Raw genomic sequence first — 15,907 nt, 5'->3', positions numbered from 1 at the left:
ACTGACGTGGGTCAGCCGAGCTGCGACTTCAGATAGCCCTGCCAGTCCGCTGTGAACTGCGCCAAGGTGACCCCCAGCACGTCGCGCAGGGCGCTCTCCACCGCGCCCGGCCGCTTCCCGTGCGCCCCCACCGCCCGGTAGAAGGCGTCCAGTCGCACCTCGCCCCACCGGTCGGCGATCATGCGGCAGGCCAGCCAGCCGCCCTCGTAGGCCGTGGCGAGCCGCTCGGTGTCGCCGGAGAAGCCGAAGTCGCCGTCGGCGGGCAGCGCCGCCGGCACGTTCCCCTCGGCGACGGCGCGCTGGAGTTCCGGCGCCGCCTCGACGGGCGTGCGGCCGGTGTCGCGGTAGCCGACCCAGTCGGCGTACCCCTCGGACAGCCACAGCGGGGTGGCGCCGTTGGTGTGGGCGCGGGTCGCGACGTGCGTCGTCTCATGGGTGAGGACCACCTGCCGGCCGACCCGGCCGAGCATGGCGTACGCGTCGGGGTTGACGATGACCCGGTCCGCGGGCGTCTTGGCCCCGCCGCCCGTCTCTCCGGTCGTGACCGCGGCTATGCCCCGGTAGGAGGAGGGCGGCGAGCCGAGCAGCGCCGCCATGCCGTCCAGCGACTTCGGCACGAGGACGACGACGCGGCCGGCCCAGTCGGTGCCCCACGCGGCCGAGACCGCGGGCACCGCGTCGTCGGCCAGTCCGGCGAAGGCCCGCAGCCGCTCGTCGGTCTGACCGACACCCAGCACCAGGCTGTGGACGCCCCGCACGACGCGCACCGCGCCCTGGTCCCAGAGCTGTTGGGCGGCCTTGGCGGCGGGCTTCTCCGAAACCACCGACCACCGCCCCGAGCCGTCACGGGCCAGGCTCAGGGTGCGGCCCACGGTCACCGGCGCCCGGTCGTAGCCCGCCACCCGGTAGCTCAGCTCGGCGTCGGCGGTGGCGGCGTCCCCGGCGCGGTGCAGCGCCCCCACCCGGTACGACCAGGTCGCCAGCGGCACGGCCCGCAGCGCGGCGTACCCGGTCGCGGTCCCGGTGGCCGCGTAGGCGCGCGGGTCATGGCCGAGGACCGCGGCGGCCCGCCGGTCGAGGACCCGCTGGACGTCGGCCCGTGCGCCGTCCGGTCCGGCGCGCCCGCCGCAGGCGACCGACGCGACGAACAGCGGGGCCAGCAGCAGGCAGAGCCCGCGCACCCCGGCGCCGCGCGCCCGCCTTCGACCAGCCATTCTCCCGATCGTACGGCGGCAGCGGCGCGTGGGACCCGGTCAGGGCCTGGTGACGGACGACACCGGCATCATCCCGACCGGGTCGTAGCGCACCGGCGCGCCCGGGTAGGGGGCGTGGATGACCTGCCCGTTGCCGACGTACATGCCGACATGGCTGGCGTCGGAGCGGTAGGTGACGATGTCGCCGGGCTGCGCCTGGGAGAGCGGCACCCGGCGTCCGGCGTGCGCCTGGGCCTGCGAGGTGCGCGGCAGGGAGACCCCGGCCTGTGCGTACGACCACTGCATGAGGCCCGAGCAGTCGAACCCGGAGGGGCCGTTGGCGCCCCAGATGTACGGCTTGCCGAGCGCGGAGCGCACCGCGGCCACGGCGGCGGCCGCCCGCCCCGACGCCGGGACGGCGCCGGAGAGGTCCGGCAGGCCGTCGCGGCCGGACCGGGAGGCCCGGTCGTAGGCGGCGCGCTCGTCGGACGGCAGCGAGTTGAGCAGCTGCCGGGCCCTCGCGAGCTTCTGCTCCACGGTCTGCTTGTGCCGGGTGACCGCCTCGCGGCTCTTCTCCAGCTCGGCGAGCTTGCGGGCGGCCTCGGAGCGCTCCTGGTGGAGCTCGCGCAACGCGCCCTGCAAGGTGCGCAGTTCGCCGGCCTGGTGGGCGGTGATGCGGTCGAGGACGGACGCCTTGGCGAGGTACTCCTCGGGGTCGTCGGAGAACAGCAGCGCAAGCGAGGGGTCGAGGCCGCCGGAGCGGTACTGGGCGCCGGCCAGCGCACCGAGCTCCTCGCGCATGCCGTTGACGCGCTGCTGCTGGCGGGCGATGTGGTCCTGGGCCAGGCCGACCTGCTCCCGCAGGGCGTCGGCGCGCTCGCCGGCCTTGTTGAAGGCCTCGGTGGCCTTCTCGGCCTCCGTGTAGAGACGGTCCACCTCGACACGGGTGTCGTCGTGCGGCGCGGCCGTGGCCGGTACGGCGGAGACGGCGCCGAGTGCGGCTGCCGCGACGGACAGCACGCTCAGGGCGCTGCAGGCGCCCCGGTCGAACCCGGACTGTGCAAGGCGACGATGGGACCCCACGGGAAGCCGCGCTCCTTCCACCGGCGGACAGAACGCGGCAGACAGTAGCCCCGCGACGGGGGGTCGGCCAAAGACCTCGGCGGGCACGCACAGTGACGCCCCGCCGCTGACGCAGGTCACCGGCGGGGCGTGGGGTCACTTCGGGTCGCCACGATTCGCCCGTTCGGGCGGCGTGGTGTCCTGATCTTGAGGACGATCAGATCCGGACGCCGAACTGGAACGGCATGTTGTTGATCGACTCGTAGCGCACGACGGTGTTGGTGCGCGGGGCGTGCAGCACCTGGCCGTTGCCCGCGTAGAGGCCGACGTGGTGCAGGTCGCCGTAGAAGATGACCAGGTCGCCGACCTTGAGGTCGGCCTTGCTGTAGATGCGCGTGCCGTCGTTGGCCTGGTCCTGCGAGATGCGCGAGATGTGGACGCCCGCCTGGGCGTAGGCCCAGGAGGTCAGGCCCGAGCAGTCGTAGGTGGCGGTGCCGGTGGCGCCGTACTGGTACGGCTTGCCGAGCTGGGTCTGGGCGGCCCGGAAGGCGGCCATGGCGAAGCCGGAGCCGGGCGGGGTGTCGCCGAGGTCGACCCGCTGGCCGGCGTCGCGGCTGGCGCGGGCGTCGGCGGCGGACAGGGCCGCCTTCTCCTTGGCCGTCAGCGTGTTCAGGAGCTTCTGCGCCTCGGCCAGCTTCCCCTGGACTTCCTTCTTCTTCTTGCCGAGCTCGGTGCGGGTGGTGGCGAGGTCCTTGAGCTTGGCGGACGCCTCGCTGCGCTCCTGCGCGAGCTCGCGCTGCTTCTCCTGGATCTTCTTCAGCGCCTCGACCTGCTGGGCGCTGAGCTGGTCGGCGGCGGACGCCTTGTCCAGGTAGTCGTCCGGGTTGGAGGAGAGGAGCAGCTGCAGGGACGGGTCGATGGAGCCGGTGCGGTACTGGGCCGCGGCCGCCAGGCCCATGGAGTCGCGCAGCTCGTTGAGGTCTGCCTGACCGCGCGCGACGTTGTCCTGGATGGTGGAGATCTCCTTCTGGAGCTTCTCCTGCTTCTCCTTGGCCCCGTTGTACGTCTCGGTGGCCTGCTCCGCCTCTTCGTAGAGCTTGTCGACCTTGCTCTTGACCTCGTCCTTGCTGAGCTTCTCGCTGGGCGCCGCGTTGGCGGCCTGTGAGCTCAGCACGACGGCAGCGGCGGCTGCGGTGGTCAGCACGGTCACGCGCGCGCGACTCGGCTGCTTCGGTCGACGATGGGACGCCACGGAGACGGGCTCCTTCTTTTGAGTGATCACCCGTTTGGAGGTTCGATCACCAGACCTTAGTGACCTCTCCGTGATCAGTTCAAATCCCCCGGCAGAAAAAACCCATCACGCAACGCAGTTTTTTCACACAACTCACGTGCAGTGATTGACCGATTGACGCTACGTTGCGTGACGATTCCGCCAATTCGGTCATTGAACCCGCATTTTCCACCTTCTCAGGACAGTCGCTTCAGAAGCACCGCGGAAGCCACCGGTCGGGCGCCCGCCTTCGCGATGCCGTCGGCGACCTCGCGGTCGGTCGAGGCGACGATGACCGGCCGGCCGGGCGGCTCGGCCCGCACCAGCTGCCGGATCAGCTCGTCGGCCGTGACGCCCGGCTTGGAGAACAACACCCGCACCCCGCGCGGCGGAGCGAGCAGCACCGGAGCGACGAGCTCGGCGCCGTCGAAGACACAGGTGACCTCGGCGCCGGTCTGCGCGGCGAGTTGCGAGAGCTGACCGAGGAGCCGCAGCCGCTGCTTCTCCAACGGCATCTGCGGATAGCCGGTCTTGGTGACGTTGTAGCCGTCGACCACGAGATGCGCCTGCGGCAGCGCGAGCAACTGGTCGAGAATGGCCGGATCGTGCTCCGACAAGGCCCGTGCGGCGATGTCCTTCGGGGTCATTCGTCCCGGTTCGACCGCGTCGACGGTCTCCGCCGGCCGCACCGACACCGGCGGCAGCGCCAGTTCGCGCCGCAGCCCCTGAGCGGCGTCGAGCACCGTGTCCAGCAGCAGCCGCACCCGCATGTCCTCGACGCTGCGCCCCTCGCGGGCCGCGCGCCGAGCCGCCTCCAGAGCGGCCTCCGCCTCACCCAGACGCGCCTTCAGCCGACGTGACTCGCTCTCCGCGGCGGACACCTGGGCGTGCCCCTCGGCGCGCGCGGTCTCCATCTCGCCCTGCGCCTTGCGCAGGGCGGCCTCGCCGCGCTTGACGTCACTGAGGGCCGACCGCAGCTTGCGGTGCAGCGACTCGGTCTCCTTCTTCGCCGCGTCCAGCTCGGCGCGCAGCCGCTCGGTGTCCGACCGGGTCTGCTCACGCGCCCGCTCGAGCTCCTCGCGCAGCCGCTCCAGCTCGGCGCGGCTCTCCTCGTCGGCCCGCTCGGCGTCGGCCCGCTGGGCCTCCTCGCCGGCCGACGTCACCAGCTTCACCCAGCCGACGGGCCGCAGAACATAGGCCGCGGCCGCCACGTCGAGCGGGTCCGCGGCCGGGGTGGGGGCGCCGGAGTCGAGGGCGCCGGACAGTTCCGGCTGGGCCTCTCTGAACTTCTCGGCGATGCGCTGCCTGAAGAGCGGATCGGTCTCCAGCGCGGCCGCCATCGCGTTGCCCGCGAACTTGGCGCGCCGGTTGGGCGCGAAACGGGCGTACTGACGCAACTGGGCGGGCAGTTCACCGACGGTCAGTCCGCCGAAGCCGTCGGAGACGATCGTGACGACCCTGCGCCGCACGCCGTCCGGCAGCGGACGGTCGAGCATCTCGGCGGCGCCGTCGCCCGGCCCCCCGCCTGCGCTCTCCACCATCCGTCACACCCCAATACTGTGGGAGCCCGCCCCCACTCTCGACGTCGCTCGAGCGGGGGGACCCCGTCGTCAGGAACCGGCGCCCGGCCGATCCACGAGTTCCACCTGGTCCACGGCGTTGCACCAGCGACAACGCACCGACTCGATGGTCTCACTGACCACCTCGCGCTCCTCGACCTTCGGCTCGCCCGCGAGGTCCAGGTGCACGTACTCGACGACCTTCGACGAGCGCGTCACGTCGAACCGCGTGAGGTTGCCGCAGAGAGTGCAGCGCCACCGCGTGGCGGCGGTCGGCAGGGGAACCGTCATCGTGACTTTCCACTTCCTTCTGGTGTCGTGCTCGCTGTGCCGGGTCGGGCCCAAGGCTCCCCCGTGCGTGTGGCTCGTAACCCTACGGCCTGCCGGGTACCCTCCGCCCGTCCGTCCGCGGCGGCCGAGCGGCGGCGAGGCGCTCCCGGTGTGTGCGTCCCGTTACGTCATGCTCTGTACCCATGATCAGCAACTGGAACGGGAACGGGGCGGTCGGCCGAGCGCTCCGGAACCCCTCGGCACCGGTGACCTGCGGACTGATCGCCCTGTGCTGCCTGATCTTCCTGGTCAGCCCCGCCTCGGGGCTCGATCCGGCGTACGGCGCCGGCGACGAGCTGGCGGCCGCCCAGCGGGCCTACTTCCGACACTGGGGCGTGGTGCCCGCCGAGCTCTTCACGGGCGCGCCCCGGGCCGTCCTCACCCCCGCGACCGCCCTCTTCGTCCACGGCAGCTGGGTGCACCTGCTGGGCAACATGCTCTTCCTCTACGTCTTCGGGGCGATGACGGAGGAACGGATGGGCCGCGCCGAGTTCGCGCTCTTCACCGTCGGCTGCGGCTACCTGGCCCTGCTGGGTTACGCCGCCGCCAACGCCGGGTCGTCGCAGTCCCTGGTCGGCGCGTCCGGGGCGATCTCCGCGGTGCTCGGCGCGTTTCTGTACCTGTTCCCCCGGGCGCGGGTCACCAGCCTCCTGCCGTTCCTGTTCTTCCTGCCGCTGCGGTTCCCGGCCTGGGTCGTGCTGCCCTTCTGGGCGGCCCTGCAGTGGGCGGCGGCGGGACAGGCGCCCAGGGGCCCGGGGGTGGCGTATCTGGCGCACCTGGTGGGGTTCGGCCTCGGGCTCCTCTACGCGTGGGCCCGTTTCGGGATCGGGAAAGGTCCCACGGACCGCCCGGGAAGGGCGGCGGCGGGCGACGGGCGGGCGGCTAGAGTGAGGGCCGCCCCAGCTCCGGCCTCCGAGGGAGAGAACCAGCCGTGATCACCGCGATCGTCCTCATCAAGACCAGCGTGGACCGGATCCCCGAGATCGCCGAGCGGATCGCCTCGCTGGAGTCCGTGAGCGAGGTCTTCTCCGTCACGGGGACCTATGACCTCATCGCGATGGTCCGGGTGAAGCAGCACGAGGACCTCGCCGAGGTCATCCCGGGCAGCATCAGCAAGATTCCCGGGGTCGAGGGGACGGACACGCACGTCGCTTTCCGCACGTACTCGCAGCACGACCTCGAAGCGGCGTTCGCCATCGGCTTGGACTCGTAGGGGGCTGCTCCGGTCGGGGGCGGGCAGTCGCGCAGTTCCCCGCGCCCCTTGAGGGGGACGACCCCGGCGGCGCCGTTCTCCCCCGGCGCGCCCCGGGGGGACCATTCCCTGGGGGCCTGGGTCAGTTCAGGGTGGGGACGCAGCGGCCGTTCTCTGTGCGGTAACGCCACTTCGCCCCCTCGGTCACCAGCTCGCGGACCGCGGTCACGAAGCGCTCGACGTGCTCGTCGGGGGTGCCCGCGCCGAAGCTCACCCGGATGGCGTTGAGGGACTTCTCCCCCGGAGCCGCCTCGGGGGCCCCGCACTCGCCCTGCGCCTCGGGGGCGCCGCCCAGGAGGGTGCGGACCAGGGGGTGGGCGCAGAAGAGGCCGTCGCGGACGCCGATGCCGTACTCGGCGGACAGGGCCGCGGCGAAGTGGGAGCTGTTCCAGCCCTCGACGACGAAGGAGATCACGCCGACGCGCGGGGCGTCGTCGCCGAAGAGGGACAGGATCCGGACCTGCGGGACCTCCGCGAGGCCGGTGCGCACCTTCTCGATCAGGTGCCGCTCGCGTGCCACCAGGGCGTCGAAGCCGGCCTCGGTGAGGGCCCTGCAGGCGGACGCGATGGAGTAGGCGCCGATCACGTTCGGGGAGCCTGCCTCGTGGCGGGCCTCGCTCTCGTGCCACTCCACGTCCACTCCCCCGTCCTCGCGCCGGGTGACCTTGCGGCTGGCGCCGCCGCCCGCGAGGTACGGGTCCGCCGCGACCAGCCAGTCCGCGCGGCCGGCCAGCACGCCGGAGCCGAAGGGGGCGTACAGCTTGTGGCCGGAGAAGGCGATCCAGTCGACGTCGAGGTCCTGCACCGACACCGGGTGGTGCGGGGCCAGCTGGGCGGCGTCCAGGACGATCCGGGCGCCGTGGGCGTGCGCCGCCGCCGCCAGCTCGCGCACCGGCCACAGCTCACCGGTGACGTTCGAGGCGCCGGTGACGCAGACCAGCGCCGGGCCGTACGGGTCCCGGGCGGCCAGGGCGCGCTCCAGGGTCTCCACGGCCTGGCCAGGGGTGCGCGGGGCGTCGAGGTAGCTGACCCGGGCGTCCTGCCAGGGCAGCAGTGAGGCGTGGTGCTCGGTCTCGAAGACGAAGACCTGGCAGTCGGCGGGCAGGGCGCGTGCCAGCAGGTTGAGGGAGTCCGTCGTCGAGCGGGTGAAGACCAGCTGGTCGTCGGGGCGGCAGTCGAGGAACTCGGCGACGGTCCTGCGGGCGTTCTCGAAGAGGTCCGTGGAGAGCTGGGAGAGGTACCCCGCGCCGCGGTGCACGCTGCCGTAGTACGGCGCGTAGGCGGCGACGTCGTCCCAGACGCGCTGGAGGGCGGGGGCGCTGGCAGCGTAGTCGAGGGCCGCGTAGGCGACCTCGCCGCCGGTGACGAGCGGAACGGTGACATCCCGCCCCAGAACGTCCAGAGGGGCGCAAACGGGGCGGGTGACGGCAGCGGTGGAGACGGACATGGAGAACTCCCGTGAGAGGCAAGGGGGAACCGCCGTGCGAGCGGACAGGGCTCGAGCACGGAGGAAGGGGAAAGGGGTGTGCGGAGGCGGGGCTCGACGCCCTAGCGCATTCGCTTGCTCACAGGAGACTCCCTCGGACGACCCAGGACCCCTGGCGTTCTCACTCGAAAGAGTGCGAGGGATCCGCGCTTGCCGTGGGCCTCGCTGCCCACAGCCTGGTCTTCACCCGGGGCACCCCGCCACGGACGGAGGGTTGCCGGACAGTCGGCCGGGGCCTCATGACTGTCACTCATGACCTGGTACAGGAACCTACGCGAGCCGATCACGGTCCCGCAACCCGTGTCCGGATGGCGGGACCGCGTCTCACGCGTCAGGCGTTGCTGGCGGCCACCCAGCGCTCCAGGGCCCGCTTGGCCGCCCCGGAGTCCAGCGACTCCGCTGCCCGCGCCATGCCGGCCCGGATCTGCTCGGCCAGCGTCCCGCCGCCCGGCTCGAGGGCCACGAGCGCCGCCGCCGAGTTCAGCACGACGGCGTCGCGGACCGGGCCGCGCTCGCCCTCCAGCAGACGGCGGGCGACCTCGGCGTTGTACGAGGGGTCCCCGCCCCGCAGGGCCTCCACCGGCACCAGTTCCAGGCCGACGTCGCGGGGGTCGAAGGTCTCCTCGGTGACCTTGCCGTCGCGTACCACCCAGACCCGGGAGGTGGCCGTCGTGGTCAGCTCGTCGAGGCCGTCGTCGCCCCGGAAGACCAGGGACGAGTTGCCGCGCTCGGCGAAGACGCCCGCGACGACCGGCGCCATGAGCGGATCGGCGACGCCGACGGCCTGGGCCCGCACCCTGGCGGGGTTGGTCAGCGGGCCGAGGATGTTGAACACCGTGCGGATGCCCAACTGGCCGCGCGCAGCGCCGACATGACGCAGCGCCGGATGGAACTTGATCGCGAAGCAGAAGGTGATCCCGGCCTCCCGCGCCACCTCGGCCACCCGGCGCGGGGTCAGCTCGAGGTTGACGCCGAGCTTCTCCAGCACGTCCGAGGCGCCGGACGCGGAGGACGCGGCCCGGTTGCCGTGCTTGACGACGGTGGCGCCCGCGCCGGCCACGACGATCGCCGACATCGTGGAGATGTTGACCGTCTTCGCGCCGTCGCCGCCCGTGCCGACGATGTCGACGGTCGGCCCCGGCACCTCGATCAGGTTGGCGTGCTCGTACATCGCCCGGACCAGCCCGTTGATCTCCTCGACGGTCTCGCCCTTGGCCCGCAGCGCCACCACGAACCCGGCGATCTGCGCGTCGGTGGCCTCGCCGCGCATGATCCGGTCCAACGCCCAGAACGTGGCGTCCGCGCCCTGGTCGCGGCCGTACAGCAGGCCGTTCAGCACCTCGGGCCAGGAACGGCCCGCCGCGGTGTCGCCTCCAGCGGGGGTCACAGCGCTCATCAGCCGCTCCTGGGTGTCGTACGGATCTTCCGTGGGTGCCGTGGAAGACGTGTGTGCCCACCCTATCCAGCCGACGGGCACGGCAAAGGGCCCCGTCCGACAACCGGACGGGGCCCTTTCACCGTGGCGTGGCGACGCCTCGACGATCAGTGGTGGCCGTGGCCGCTCGTGATCTCCTTGTACTCCTCGACGGTGGGCTTCGGGATCTGCTGGTCCTCGCCGAAGTACGCTCCGCTGATCTTGGCGCGGAGCTTCTCCTTGCCCGTCACCTTGCGCTCGACGCCGTTGTCGTCGACCGTGGCGCCGATCGCGGCCGGCTCGTACTGCTCGTGCGCCGTGAGCGTGTGCAGCTGCTCCTGGCTGAGCGGCTCGTGGATCTCGATGAACTCACCGTGCGGCAGGCGCTTGATGGTGCCGGTCTCCCGGCCGTGCAGCACCTTGTCCTTGTCGCGGCGCTGCAGACCGAGGCAGATCCGCTTGGTGAGGATGTACGCGATGACCGGTCCGACGAAGAAGAAGATCCGGACGAACCAGGTGATCGCGTTGATCGACAGGTGGAAGTGGGTGGCCCACAGGTCGTTGCCGCCGCCGACCAGCGTGATCATGTACATCGTGACCCAGGCGACGCCGAGCGCCGTACGGGTCGGAGCGTTGCGCGGGCGGTCCAGGATGTGGTGCTCGCGCTTGTCGCCGGTGACCCAGGACTCGATGAACGGGTAGAGCGCCAGCGCCGCGAGGACCACGCCGAACAGGACCAGCGGGATGAACACGCCCAGGACGAGCGTGTGACCCCAGAGGTTGATCTCCCAGCCCGGCATGAAGCGGATCAGGCCCTCGGCGAAGCCCATGTACCAGTCGGGCTGGGCGCCGGTCGACACCTGGTCCGGACGGTAGGGGCCCATCGCCCAGATCGGGTTGATCTGCGCGATCGCCGCGATGACCGCGATGACGCCGAAGACCAGGAAGAAGAAGCCTCCGGCCTTCGCCATGTACACGGGCAGCAGCGGCATGCCGACGACGTTCTTGTTGCTCTTTCCGGGGCCCGCGAACTGCGTGTGCTTGTGGTAGAAGACCAGGATCAGGTGGCCCACCATCAGGCCCAGCATGATGCCGGGCAGCAGCAGGATGTGGATCGAGTAGAACCGCGCCACGAAGTCGTGGCCGGGGAACTCGCCGCCGAACAGGAAGAACGAGATGTACGTGCCGACGACCGGCATCGACAGGATCGCGCCCTGGGTGAAGCGGACACCGGTGCCGGAGAGCAGGTCGTCCGGGAGCGAGTAACCGGTGAACCCGGTGAACATGCCGAGGACGAACAGCAGGAAGCCGAACAGCCAGTTGACCTCACGCGGCTTGCGGAACGCACCCGTGAAGAAGACGCGCATCATGTGCACGAACATGCCGGCGAGGAAGATCAGCGCCGCCCAGTGGTGGATCTGCCGGATGAGCAGACCGCCGCGCACGTCGAACGAGATGTGCAGGGTCGAGTTGAACGCCTCGGACATCAGCTGTCCCTGGAGCGGGACGTAACTGCCGTGGTACTCCACCTCGTTCATCGACGGGTGGAAGAACAGCGTCAGGTACACACCCGTCAGGATGATGATGATGAAGCTGTACATGCACACTTCGCCCAGCATGAACGACCAGTGGTCGGGGAAGATCTTGCGCATGTTGGCCTTGGCGAGGGAGTAGATCCCCAGCCGGCCGTCGGCCCAGTCGGCGATCCGCTCGCCGGCCGGAGCCTTCCCGCGTGCGCGGGACTCGTTGCTCTCGTGGTTCTCTGTGGTGCTCATCCGCGCTCCCAGAAAGCAGGACCGACGGGCTCCTCGAAGTCGCCGCGCGCCTCGAGGTAGCCCTCGTCGTTCACGCCGATGCGCAGCTGCGGCAGGGCGTGACCGGCGGGACCGAAGATCACTCGGGCGCCGTCGGAGAGGTCGAAGGTGGACTGGTGGCAGGGGCACAGCACGTGGTGCGTCTGCTGCTCGTACAGGGAGATCGGGCAACCGACGTGGGTGCAGATCTTCGAGTACGCCACGATGCCGTCGTGCGACCACTCGAGCTCGCGCTTGTCCTTGATGTTCTCCGGCTGGAGCCGGACGATCATCAGGGCCGCCTTGGCGATCTCGTTCTGGAAGTCCTCGTCGTGCTCCTCCAGGCCCTCGGGCTTGGCGAAGGTGAGAGAACCGACGGCCACGTCCGAGGGACGCAGCGGCTCGTTGGTGTTCATGTTGACGAGCAGCTTGCCCTTGGCCCACAGCGTGTGCCGCAGCTTGTCCTCGGGCAGCGGGCCGAGGTCGCGCAGCAGCACGACGCCGGAGAGCGGCACCAGGGCGACCGCGCCGAACAGCGTGTTGCGGATCAGCTTGCGGCGACCGAACGCGGACTCCTTGGCGCCCTGCCGGAAGTCCGCGTGGACCTTGGCGCGGACCTCGGGGCTCGCGGCGATCGGGTGGCGCTCGTCGGCGACCTCGACGTCCGACATCAGGGTGCGGGCCCAGTGGACCGCGCCGGCGCCGATGGTGAACAGCGCCGTGCCCAGCGTCAGACCCAGCGCGAAGTTCAGCGCGCTGAGGTGGCCGATCGGGAACACGAAGATCGACTTGTCGGCGGGGATCGCCACGTACGAGGCGATGAAGCCGACCGTGGCGAGCATCGACAGCGTGAACAGGAAGGCGACCGCACGCTCGGACCGCTTGGCGGCCCGCTCGTCGATGTCCTGGACGCGGTGCTCGTGGGGCGGCAGACCGGGGTCGGCGAACGGGTTGCGCTCGTCCGCGACGTCCACCGCGCCGTGCGCGTGGCCCTGCTCTACGGGCAGGTTCTCTTCTGGAATGTCTTGGCTACTCATGACTTCCTGGCCTTTGCGGTCCGAGCGGCGACCCAGACGGCGACCGCGATCAGGGCGCCGAGTCCGAAGATCCAGGCGAACAGACCCTCGCTGACCGGCCCGAGGCCGCCCAGCTCCAGACCACCGGGGTTGTCGGTGTCGCTGCTGTTGACCGCGTGCAGGTACGCGATGATGTCCTTCTTGTTCTGCTCCGACAGGGTGGTGTCGGGGAAGGAGGGCATGTTCTGCGGGCCGGTCTGCATCGCCTCGTAGACGTGCTTCGGGTCCACGTCCTCGAGGGTCGGGGCGAACTTGCCCTTCGTCAGGGCGCCGCCCTTGCCGGTGAAGTTGTGGCACTGCGCGCAGTTGGTGCGGAACAGGTCGCCGCCCTTGGCGATGTCCGCGCCCTCCGGGCCGTACTCGGCCTCGGTCGGGACGGTCGGGCCGGAGCCCAGCGAGGCGATGTACGCGGCGAGCTGGTCGATGTCGGCCTGCGAGTAGATGTTCTTCTTCTTCACCACCTGCGGGCCCTCGGAGGTCGCCGCCGGCATGCGGCCGGTGCCGACCTGGAAGTCGACGGCCGCGGCGCCCACGCCGACCAGGCTCGGACCGTCGGAGCTGCCCTGACCGCCGGTGCCGTGGCAGCTGGCGCAGCCGACGGCATAGAGCTTCTTGCCCTCGTCGATGGCGAGGGACTGGGCGGTGTCGTCAGCCTGCGCCTTGCTCGTGGGCGCGAGCGCGGAGAACAGCCACCCTGTGCATGCCAGCGATAGGACGAGGACGACGAGCGCCGCCAGCGGATGGCGTCGTCGTGCGGAGAGCTTTTTCACGGATTACCCCGGTGTCAGGATCTTCTGCGTCGATGCTTGTGGAGGTGCGGGAGCGGGCCCGGCTACTTGATCAGGTAGATCGTGGCGAAGAGGCCGATCCAGACGACATCGACGAAGTGCCAGTAGTAGGACACGACGATGGCCGCGGTCGCCTGCTCGTGGGTGAACCTCTTGGCCGCGTAGGTGCGCCCGAGGACGAACAGGAAGGCGATGAGGCCGCCCGTCACGTGCATGCCGTGGAAGCCGGTGGTCAGGTAGAACACCGAGCCGTACGGGTCGGAGGAGAGCGAGAGCCCGTCCTTCTTGACCAACTCCGTGTACTCGTAGATCTGACCGCCGATGAAGATCGCACCCATGATGAAGGTGACGATGAACCACATTCTGAGCTTCTTCACGTCACCGCGCTCGGCGGCGAAGACGCCGAGCTGGCAGGTGAGGGAGGAGAGCACCAGGATCGTGGTGTTGGTGGCCGAGAACGGGAGGTTCAGGGCCTCGGCCATCTCCTTCCAGTGATCGGGACCCGTCACCGATCGCAGGGTGAAGTACATCGCGAAGAGGGCCGCGAAGAACATCAGCTCGGAGCTCAGCCAGATGATGGTTCCGACGCTGGTGAGGTTCGGCCGATTGACCGACGGGTGCGCGTGCCCGGTTTCTACTGTCGTTGCTGTCGCCACGACCGACATTATGTCGGTCCCTTATCCCGCCCTCACTCCGGGGGGTGCCGTTCGGAGTGATCGCCCCGTGTGTACTGCCCGTATGGCCCATCGAAGTGGTGTTCCAGGCGGTGTGGACGGGGCGGGTGAGGGAGTAGCATCCGCGGCATCGGTTCTGTCCGTACGACGCTGATGTCACGGAGGAAGCATGCAGGCGACCGCCACGGTGCTGGTCTACAGCGACGACGCCAACACGCGGGAGCAGGTGCGGCTCGCGACCGGGCGCAGGCCCGCGCCGGACGCCCCCCTGGTGGAGTTCGTGGAGTGCGCGACGGCGCCGGCGGTGCTGCGGGAGCTCGAGAAGGGCGGCGTCGACGTCGTCGTCCTCGACGGGGAGACCGCTCCCATGGGCGGCATGGGTCTGTGCCGTCAGCTCAAGGACGAGATCTTCCGGTGTCCGCCGGTGCTGCTGCTCATCGGGCGGCCCCAGGACGCGTGGCTCGCGACCTGGAGCCGCGCGGACGCGGCTGTGACGCTGCCCGTGGAGCCTGTGGAGTTCGCGGGGGCGCTGGCCGCCCTGCTGCGCACGAAGGCGCTCCAGCAGAGCGCGTAGCGGCTCGGGGGGCGGGGCCCGGTTCGCCGTCGGCCCCCGCGCCCCCGGGCGGTCACACCGCCGCCGGGCTCAGGCGCGCCGTCTCCGCCTGCGTCTTCTGCTTGGCGCCCGTCAGCGCGCTGCCCTTGGTCCAGCGGGCCCAGTCCAGGTTCCAGTCGCCGAAGCCGTTGCCGAACGTCTCCATGGTGTCGCCGTTGCTGTTGACGACCTGGACGACGTCGCCCTGACGGATGTTGTCGAAGAACCACTGGGCGTTGGCCGTGCTCATGCCGGTGCAGCCGTGGCTGACGTTCGCGTACCCCTGGGAGCCCACGGACCAGGGGGCGGCGTGGACGTACTCGCCGCTCCAGGTGACGCGGGTGGCGTAGTAGACGGGCAGGTCGTAGGAGTCCGCGGAGCCCTCGGCGATGCCGACGGTGGTCCCGCGCATACGTACGTAGTACTCCTTGCCGAGGACGACCTTGACGCCGTTACGGGTGTCGAAGCCGGGCTTGCCGGTGGTGACGGGGATCTGCTTGATCTCCTGGCCGTTCCTGGACACCGTCATGGAGTGCGTCGCCGCGTCCGTCACGGCGACGACCCGGTCGCCGGTGGTCAGTTTCAGCTCCTTGACCGGGCCGCCCCACAGCCGGTCGCTGATCTTGATGCCGTCCAGGTTGCTGTGGGCGCGGACGGTGGCGTGGGCGGGCCAGTACTCCTTGGGGCGGTAGTGGAGCTCCTTGTCGTCCACCCAGTGCCAGCCGCCCTGCGCGAAGGGCGTGGAGTCGACCTTCAGCCCCCGTTCGACGACGGCCCGCTGGGCGGGGTCCTTGACCGGCTGGTCGAGTTTGGCGACGACGGGCTGGCCGACGCCGTACTCGCCCGCCTCGGGGCCGAACTCCACGGCCAGCCGCTTCTTGACGGTGGGCTTGCCGGTGTCGAAGGTGAGGACCCGGCGGCCGGGCGCCCCGTCGTCGTCCTCGGTGCTCACCCGGACCGTGTAGTGGGCTCCTGCGGCCAGCGGCTCGGTGCTGCGCCAGCGGCTGCCGTCGGCGGAGAGTCGGCCCGCCACGTAGCGGCCTGTGGCGTCGACCGCGGTGACGTCCGTGATGCGGTCGTCGTCGTCGGCGGTGACCTCGAGAGGCTTGTCCGGGTCGGCCTTCTTGCCGTCGCCGTCGGGCGTGCTGAAGGAGATCTGGTCCGTCGCGTCGTAGGGGCGCGCGGAGAGCGGGTTGCCGTCGGAGCCGCAGCCGGTGGCGACCGCGCCCAGGGCGATCACCAGCAGGGTGCAGCCGACGACGGTGCGGGGGCGGGGTTGGTGGCTCATGACTTCACGCTAGGGAGCCGCCCCCTCGGCGGCGCGCTGAGTGACCCGGACGGAGCACGCCCGTTGCGGCAAAAGCGTGAGCCCGGACGCTCCTGACGGAGTGTCCGGGCTCTCGCCGCGTTCAGCGCGT

Annotated in this window: 15 protein-coding genes and 1 riboswitch; of the genes, 3 read left to right on the top strand and 12 right to left on the bottom strand. The window is 70.8% G+C overall.

The window, feature by feature from the left end; translation table 11 throughout:
• Window positions 1-11: 11 nt before the first annotated feature.
• From ABT300_RS04375 to ABT300_RS04355, 5 genes are all read right to left on the bottom strand, one after another.
• Window positions 12-1,214 (bottom strand): hypothetical protein, encoded by a 1,203-nt coding sequence (locus ABT300_RS04375; RefSeq protein ID WP_351671937.1) that lies wholly within the window; start codon window positions 1,212-1,214, stop codon window positions 12-14.
• 39 nt (window positions 1,215-1,253) lie between these two features.
• Window positions 1,254-2,276 (bottom strand): C40 family peptidase, encoded by a 1,023-nt coding sequence (locus ABT300_RS04370; RefSeq protein ID WP_351671934.1) that lies wholly within the window; start codon window positions 2,274-2,276, stop codon window positions 1,254-1,256.
• Window positions 2,277-2,472: 196 nt separating this feature from the next.
• Window positions 2,473-3,507 carry a C40 family peptidase gene (locus ABT300_RS04365; protein ID WP_351671931.1) on the bottom strand — a complete coding sequence of 345 codons (1,035 nt, stop codon included), beginning with the start codon at window positions 3,505-3,507 and terminating at the stop codon, window positions 2,473-2,475.
• A gap of 215 nt (window positions 3,508-3,722) precedes the next feature.
• Complete coding sequence (locus ABT300_RS04360; protein WP_351671928.1) at window positions 3,723-5,066, bottom strand: NYN domain-containing protein; 1,344 nt, start codon at window positions 5,064-5,066, stop codon at window positions 3,723-3,725.
• Between the two features lie 69 nt (window positions 5,067-5,135).
• Window positions 5,136-5,375: a hypothetical protein gene (locus ABT300_RS04355; protein WP_020129990.1), complete on the bottom strand. Its 240-nt coding sequence runs from the start codon at window positions 5,373-5,375 to the stop codon at window positions 5,136-5,138.
• Between the two features lie 182 nt (window positions 5,376-5,557).
• On the opposite strand from ABT300_RS04355, the gene ABT300_RS04350 reads away from it, so the two are divergent.
• Both ABT300_RS04350 and ABT300_RS04345 read left to right on the top strand, forming a co-directional pair.
• On the top strand, window positions 5,558-6,349 hold the full coding sequence (locus ABT300_RS04350; RefSeq protein WP_351671924.1) for a rhomboid family intramembrane serine protease: 792 nt from the start codon (window positions 5,558-5,560) through the stop codon (window positions 6,347-6,349).
• On the top strand, window positions 6,346-6,627 hold the full coding sequence (locus ABT300_RS04345) for an Lrp/AsnC family transcriptional regulator (RefSeq protein WP_057579946.1): 282 nt from the start codon (window positions 6,346-6,348) through the stop codon (window positions 6,625-6,627). The genes ABT300_RS04350 and ABT300_RS04345 overlap by 4 nt, the downstream gene beginning before the upstream one ends.
• Window positions 6,628-6,748: 121 nt before the next feature.
• Here ABT300_RS04345 and ABT300_RS04340 read toward each other — a convergent pair whose 3' ends face one another.
• The 6 genes from ABT300_RS04340 to ctaE all read right to left on the bottom strand — a co-directional run bounded on the left by ABT300_RS04340 (window position 6,749) and on the right by ctaE (window position 13,888).
• Window positions 6,749-8,113 (bottom strand): aminotransferase class V-fold PLP-dependent enzyme, encoded by a 1,365-nt coding sequence (locus tag ABT300_RS04340; protein ID WP_351671920.1) that lies wholly within the window; start codon window positions 8,111-8,113, stop codon window positions 6,749-6,751.
• Between the two features lie 180 nt (window positions 8,114-8,293).
• Window positions 8,294-8,410, bottom strand: a riboswitch (SAM riboswitch).
• Between the two features lie 73 nt (window positions 8,411-8,483).
• Entirely contained in the window at window positions 8,484-9,548 is a 1,065-nt protein-coding gene (gene trpD, locus ABT300_RS04335) for an anthranilate phosphoribosyltransferase (RefSeq protein WP_351671917.1), read from the bottom strand.
• 146 nt (window positions 9,549-9,694) lie between these two features.
• Window positions 9,695-11,341, bottom strand: a complete 1,647-nt coding sequence (gene qcrB, locus ABT300_RS04330; protein WP_351671914.1) for a cytochrome bc1 complex cytochrome b subunit — start codon at window positions 11,339-11,341, stop codon at window positions 9,695-9,697.
• Window positions 11,338-12,396, bottom strand: coding sequence for a cytochrome bc1 complex Rieske iron-sulfur subunit (gene qcrA, locus ABT300_RS04325; protein WP_319278870.1), 1,059 nt, complete (start codon window positions 12,394-12,396; stop codon window positions 11,338-11,340). The genes qcrB and qcrA overlap by 4 nt, the downstream gene beginning before the upstream one ends.
• Entirely contained in the window at window positions 12,393-13,205 is an 813-nt protein-coding gene (gene qcrC / locus ABT300_RS04320; RefSeq protein ID WP_351671909.1) for a cytochrome bc1 complex diheme cytochrome c subunit, read from the bottom strand. The genes qcrA and qcrC overlap by 4 nt, the downstream gene beginning before the upstream one ends.
• 62 nt (window positions 13,206-13,267) lie before the next feature.
• On the bottom strand, window positions 13,268-13,888 hold the full coding sequence (ctaE, locus tag ABT300_RS04315; protein WP_057579930.1) for an aa3-type cytochrome oxidase subunit III: 621 nt from the start codon (window positions 13,886-13,888) through the stop codon (window positions 13,268-13,270).
• A 178-nt stretch (window positions 13,889-14,066) separates the two neighbouring features.
• Between ctaE and ABT300_RS04310 the strand changes: the two genes are divergently transcribed.
• Window positions 14,067-14,471: a response regulator gene (locus ABT300_RS04310; protein WP_351671905.1), complete on the top strand. Its 405-nt coding sequence runs from the start codon at window positions 14,067-14,069 to the stop codon at window positions 14,469-14,471.
• 52 nt (window positions 14,472-14,523) lie between these two features.
• Here ABT300_RS04310 and ABT300_RS04305 read toward each other — a convergent pair whose 3' ends face one another.
• The gene (locus tag ABT300_RS04305) at window positions 14,524-15,777 is read right to left on the bottom strand and encodes a L,D-transpeptidase (protein WP_351671902.1); all 1,254 of its coding nucleotides are present in this window, start codon (window positions 15,775-15,777) and stop codon (window positions 14,524-14,526) included.
• Between the last annotated feature and the right edge of the window lie 130 nt (window positions 15,778-15,907).

It is taken from the genome of Streptomyces sp. NPDC001027, from assembly GCF_040299045.1.
In the GTDB taxonomy this organism is placed as follows: domain Bacteria; phylum Actinomycetota; class Actinomycetes; order Streptomycetales; family Streptomycetaceae; genus Streptomyces.
The sequence above is the reverse complement of the archived record's forward strand: the minus strand, read 5'-3'. Positions and strand labels throughout refer to the sequence as shown.

What these genes read in the sequence shown, in the direction of transcription:
- ABT300_RS04375 (WP_351671937.1), bottom strand. Translation starts at nt 1,214, where the DNA reads ATGGCTGGTCGAAGGCGGGCGCGCGGCGCCGGGGTGCGCGGGCTCTGC.
- ABT300_RS04360 (WP_351671928.1), bottom strand. Translation starts at nt 5,066, where the DNA reads ATGGTGGAGAGCGCAGGCGGGGGGCCGGGCGACGGCGCCGCCGAGATG.
- ABT300_RS04355 (WP_020129990.1), bottom strand. Translation starts at nt 5,375, where the DNA reads ATGACGGTTCCCCTGCCGACCGCCGCCACGCGGTGGCGCTGCACTCTC.
- ABT300_RS04350 (WP_351671924.1), top strand. Translation starts at nt 5,558, where the DNA reads ATGATCAGCAACTGGAACGGGAACGGGGCGGTCGGCCGAGCGCTCCGG.
- ABT300_RS04340 (WP_351671920.1), bottom strand. Translation starts at nt 8,113, where the DNA reads ATGTCCGTCTCCACCGCTGCCGTCACCCGCCCCGTTTGCGCCCCTCTG.
- trpD (WP_351671917.1), bottom strand. Translation starts at nt 9,548, where the DNA reads ATGAGCGCTGTGACCCCCGCTGGAGGCGACACCGCGGCGGGCCGTTCC.
- qcrB (WP_351671914.1), bottom strand. Translation starts at nt 11,341, where the DNA reads ATGAGCACCACAGAGAACCACGAGAGCAACGAGTCCCGCGCACGCGGG.
- qcrA (WP_319278870.1), bottom strand. Translation starts at nt 12,396, where the DNA reads ATGAGTAGCCAAGACATTCCAGAAGAGAACCTGCCCGTAGAGCAGGGC.
- ctaE (WP_057579930.1), bottom strand. Translation starts at nt 13,888, where the DNA reads ATGTCGGTCGTGGCGACAGCAACGACAGTAGAAACCGGGCACGCGCAC.
- ABT300_RS04310 (WP_351671905.1), top strand. Translation starts at nt 14,067, where the DNA reads ATGCAGGCGACCGCCACGGTGCTGGTCTACAGCGACGACGCCAACACG.
- ABT300_RS04305 (WP_351671902.1), bottom strand. Translation starts at nt 15,777, where the DNA reads ATGAGCCACCAACCCCGCCCCCGCACCGTCGTCGGCTGCACCCTGCTG.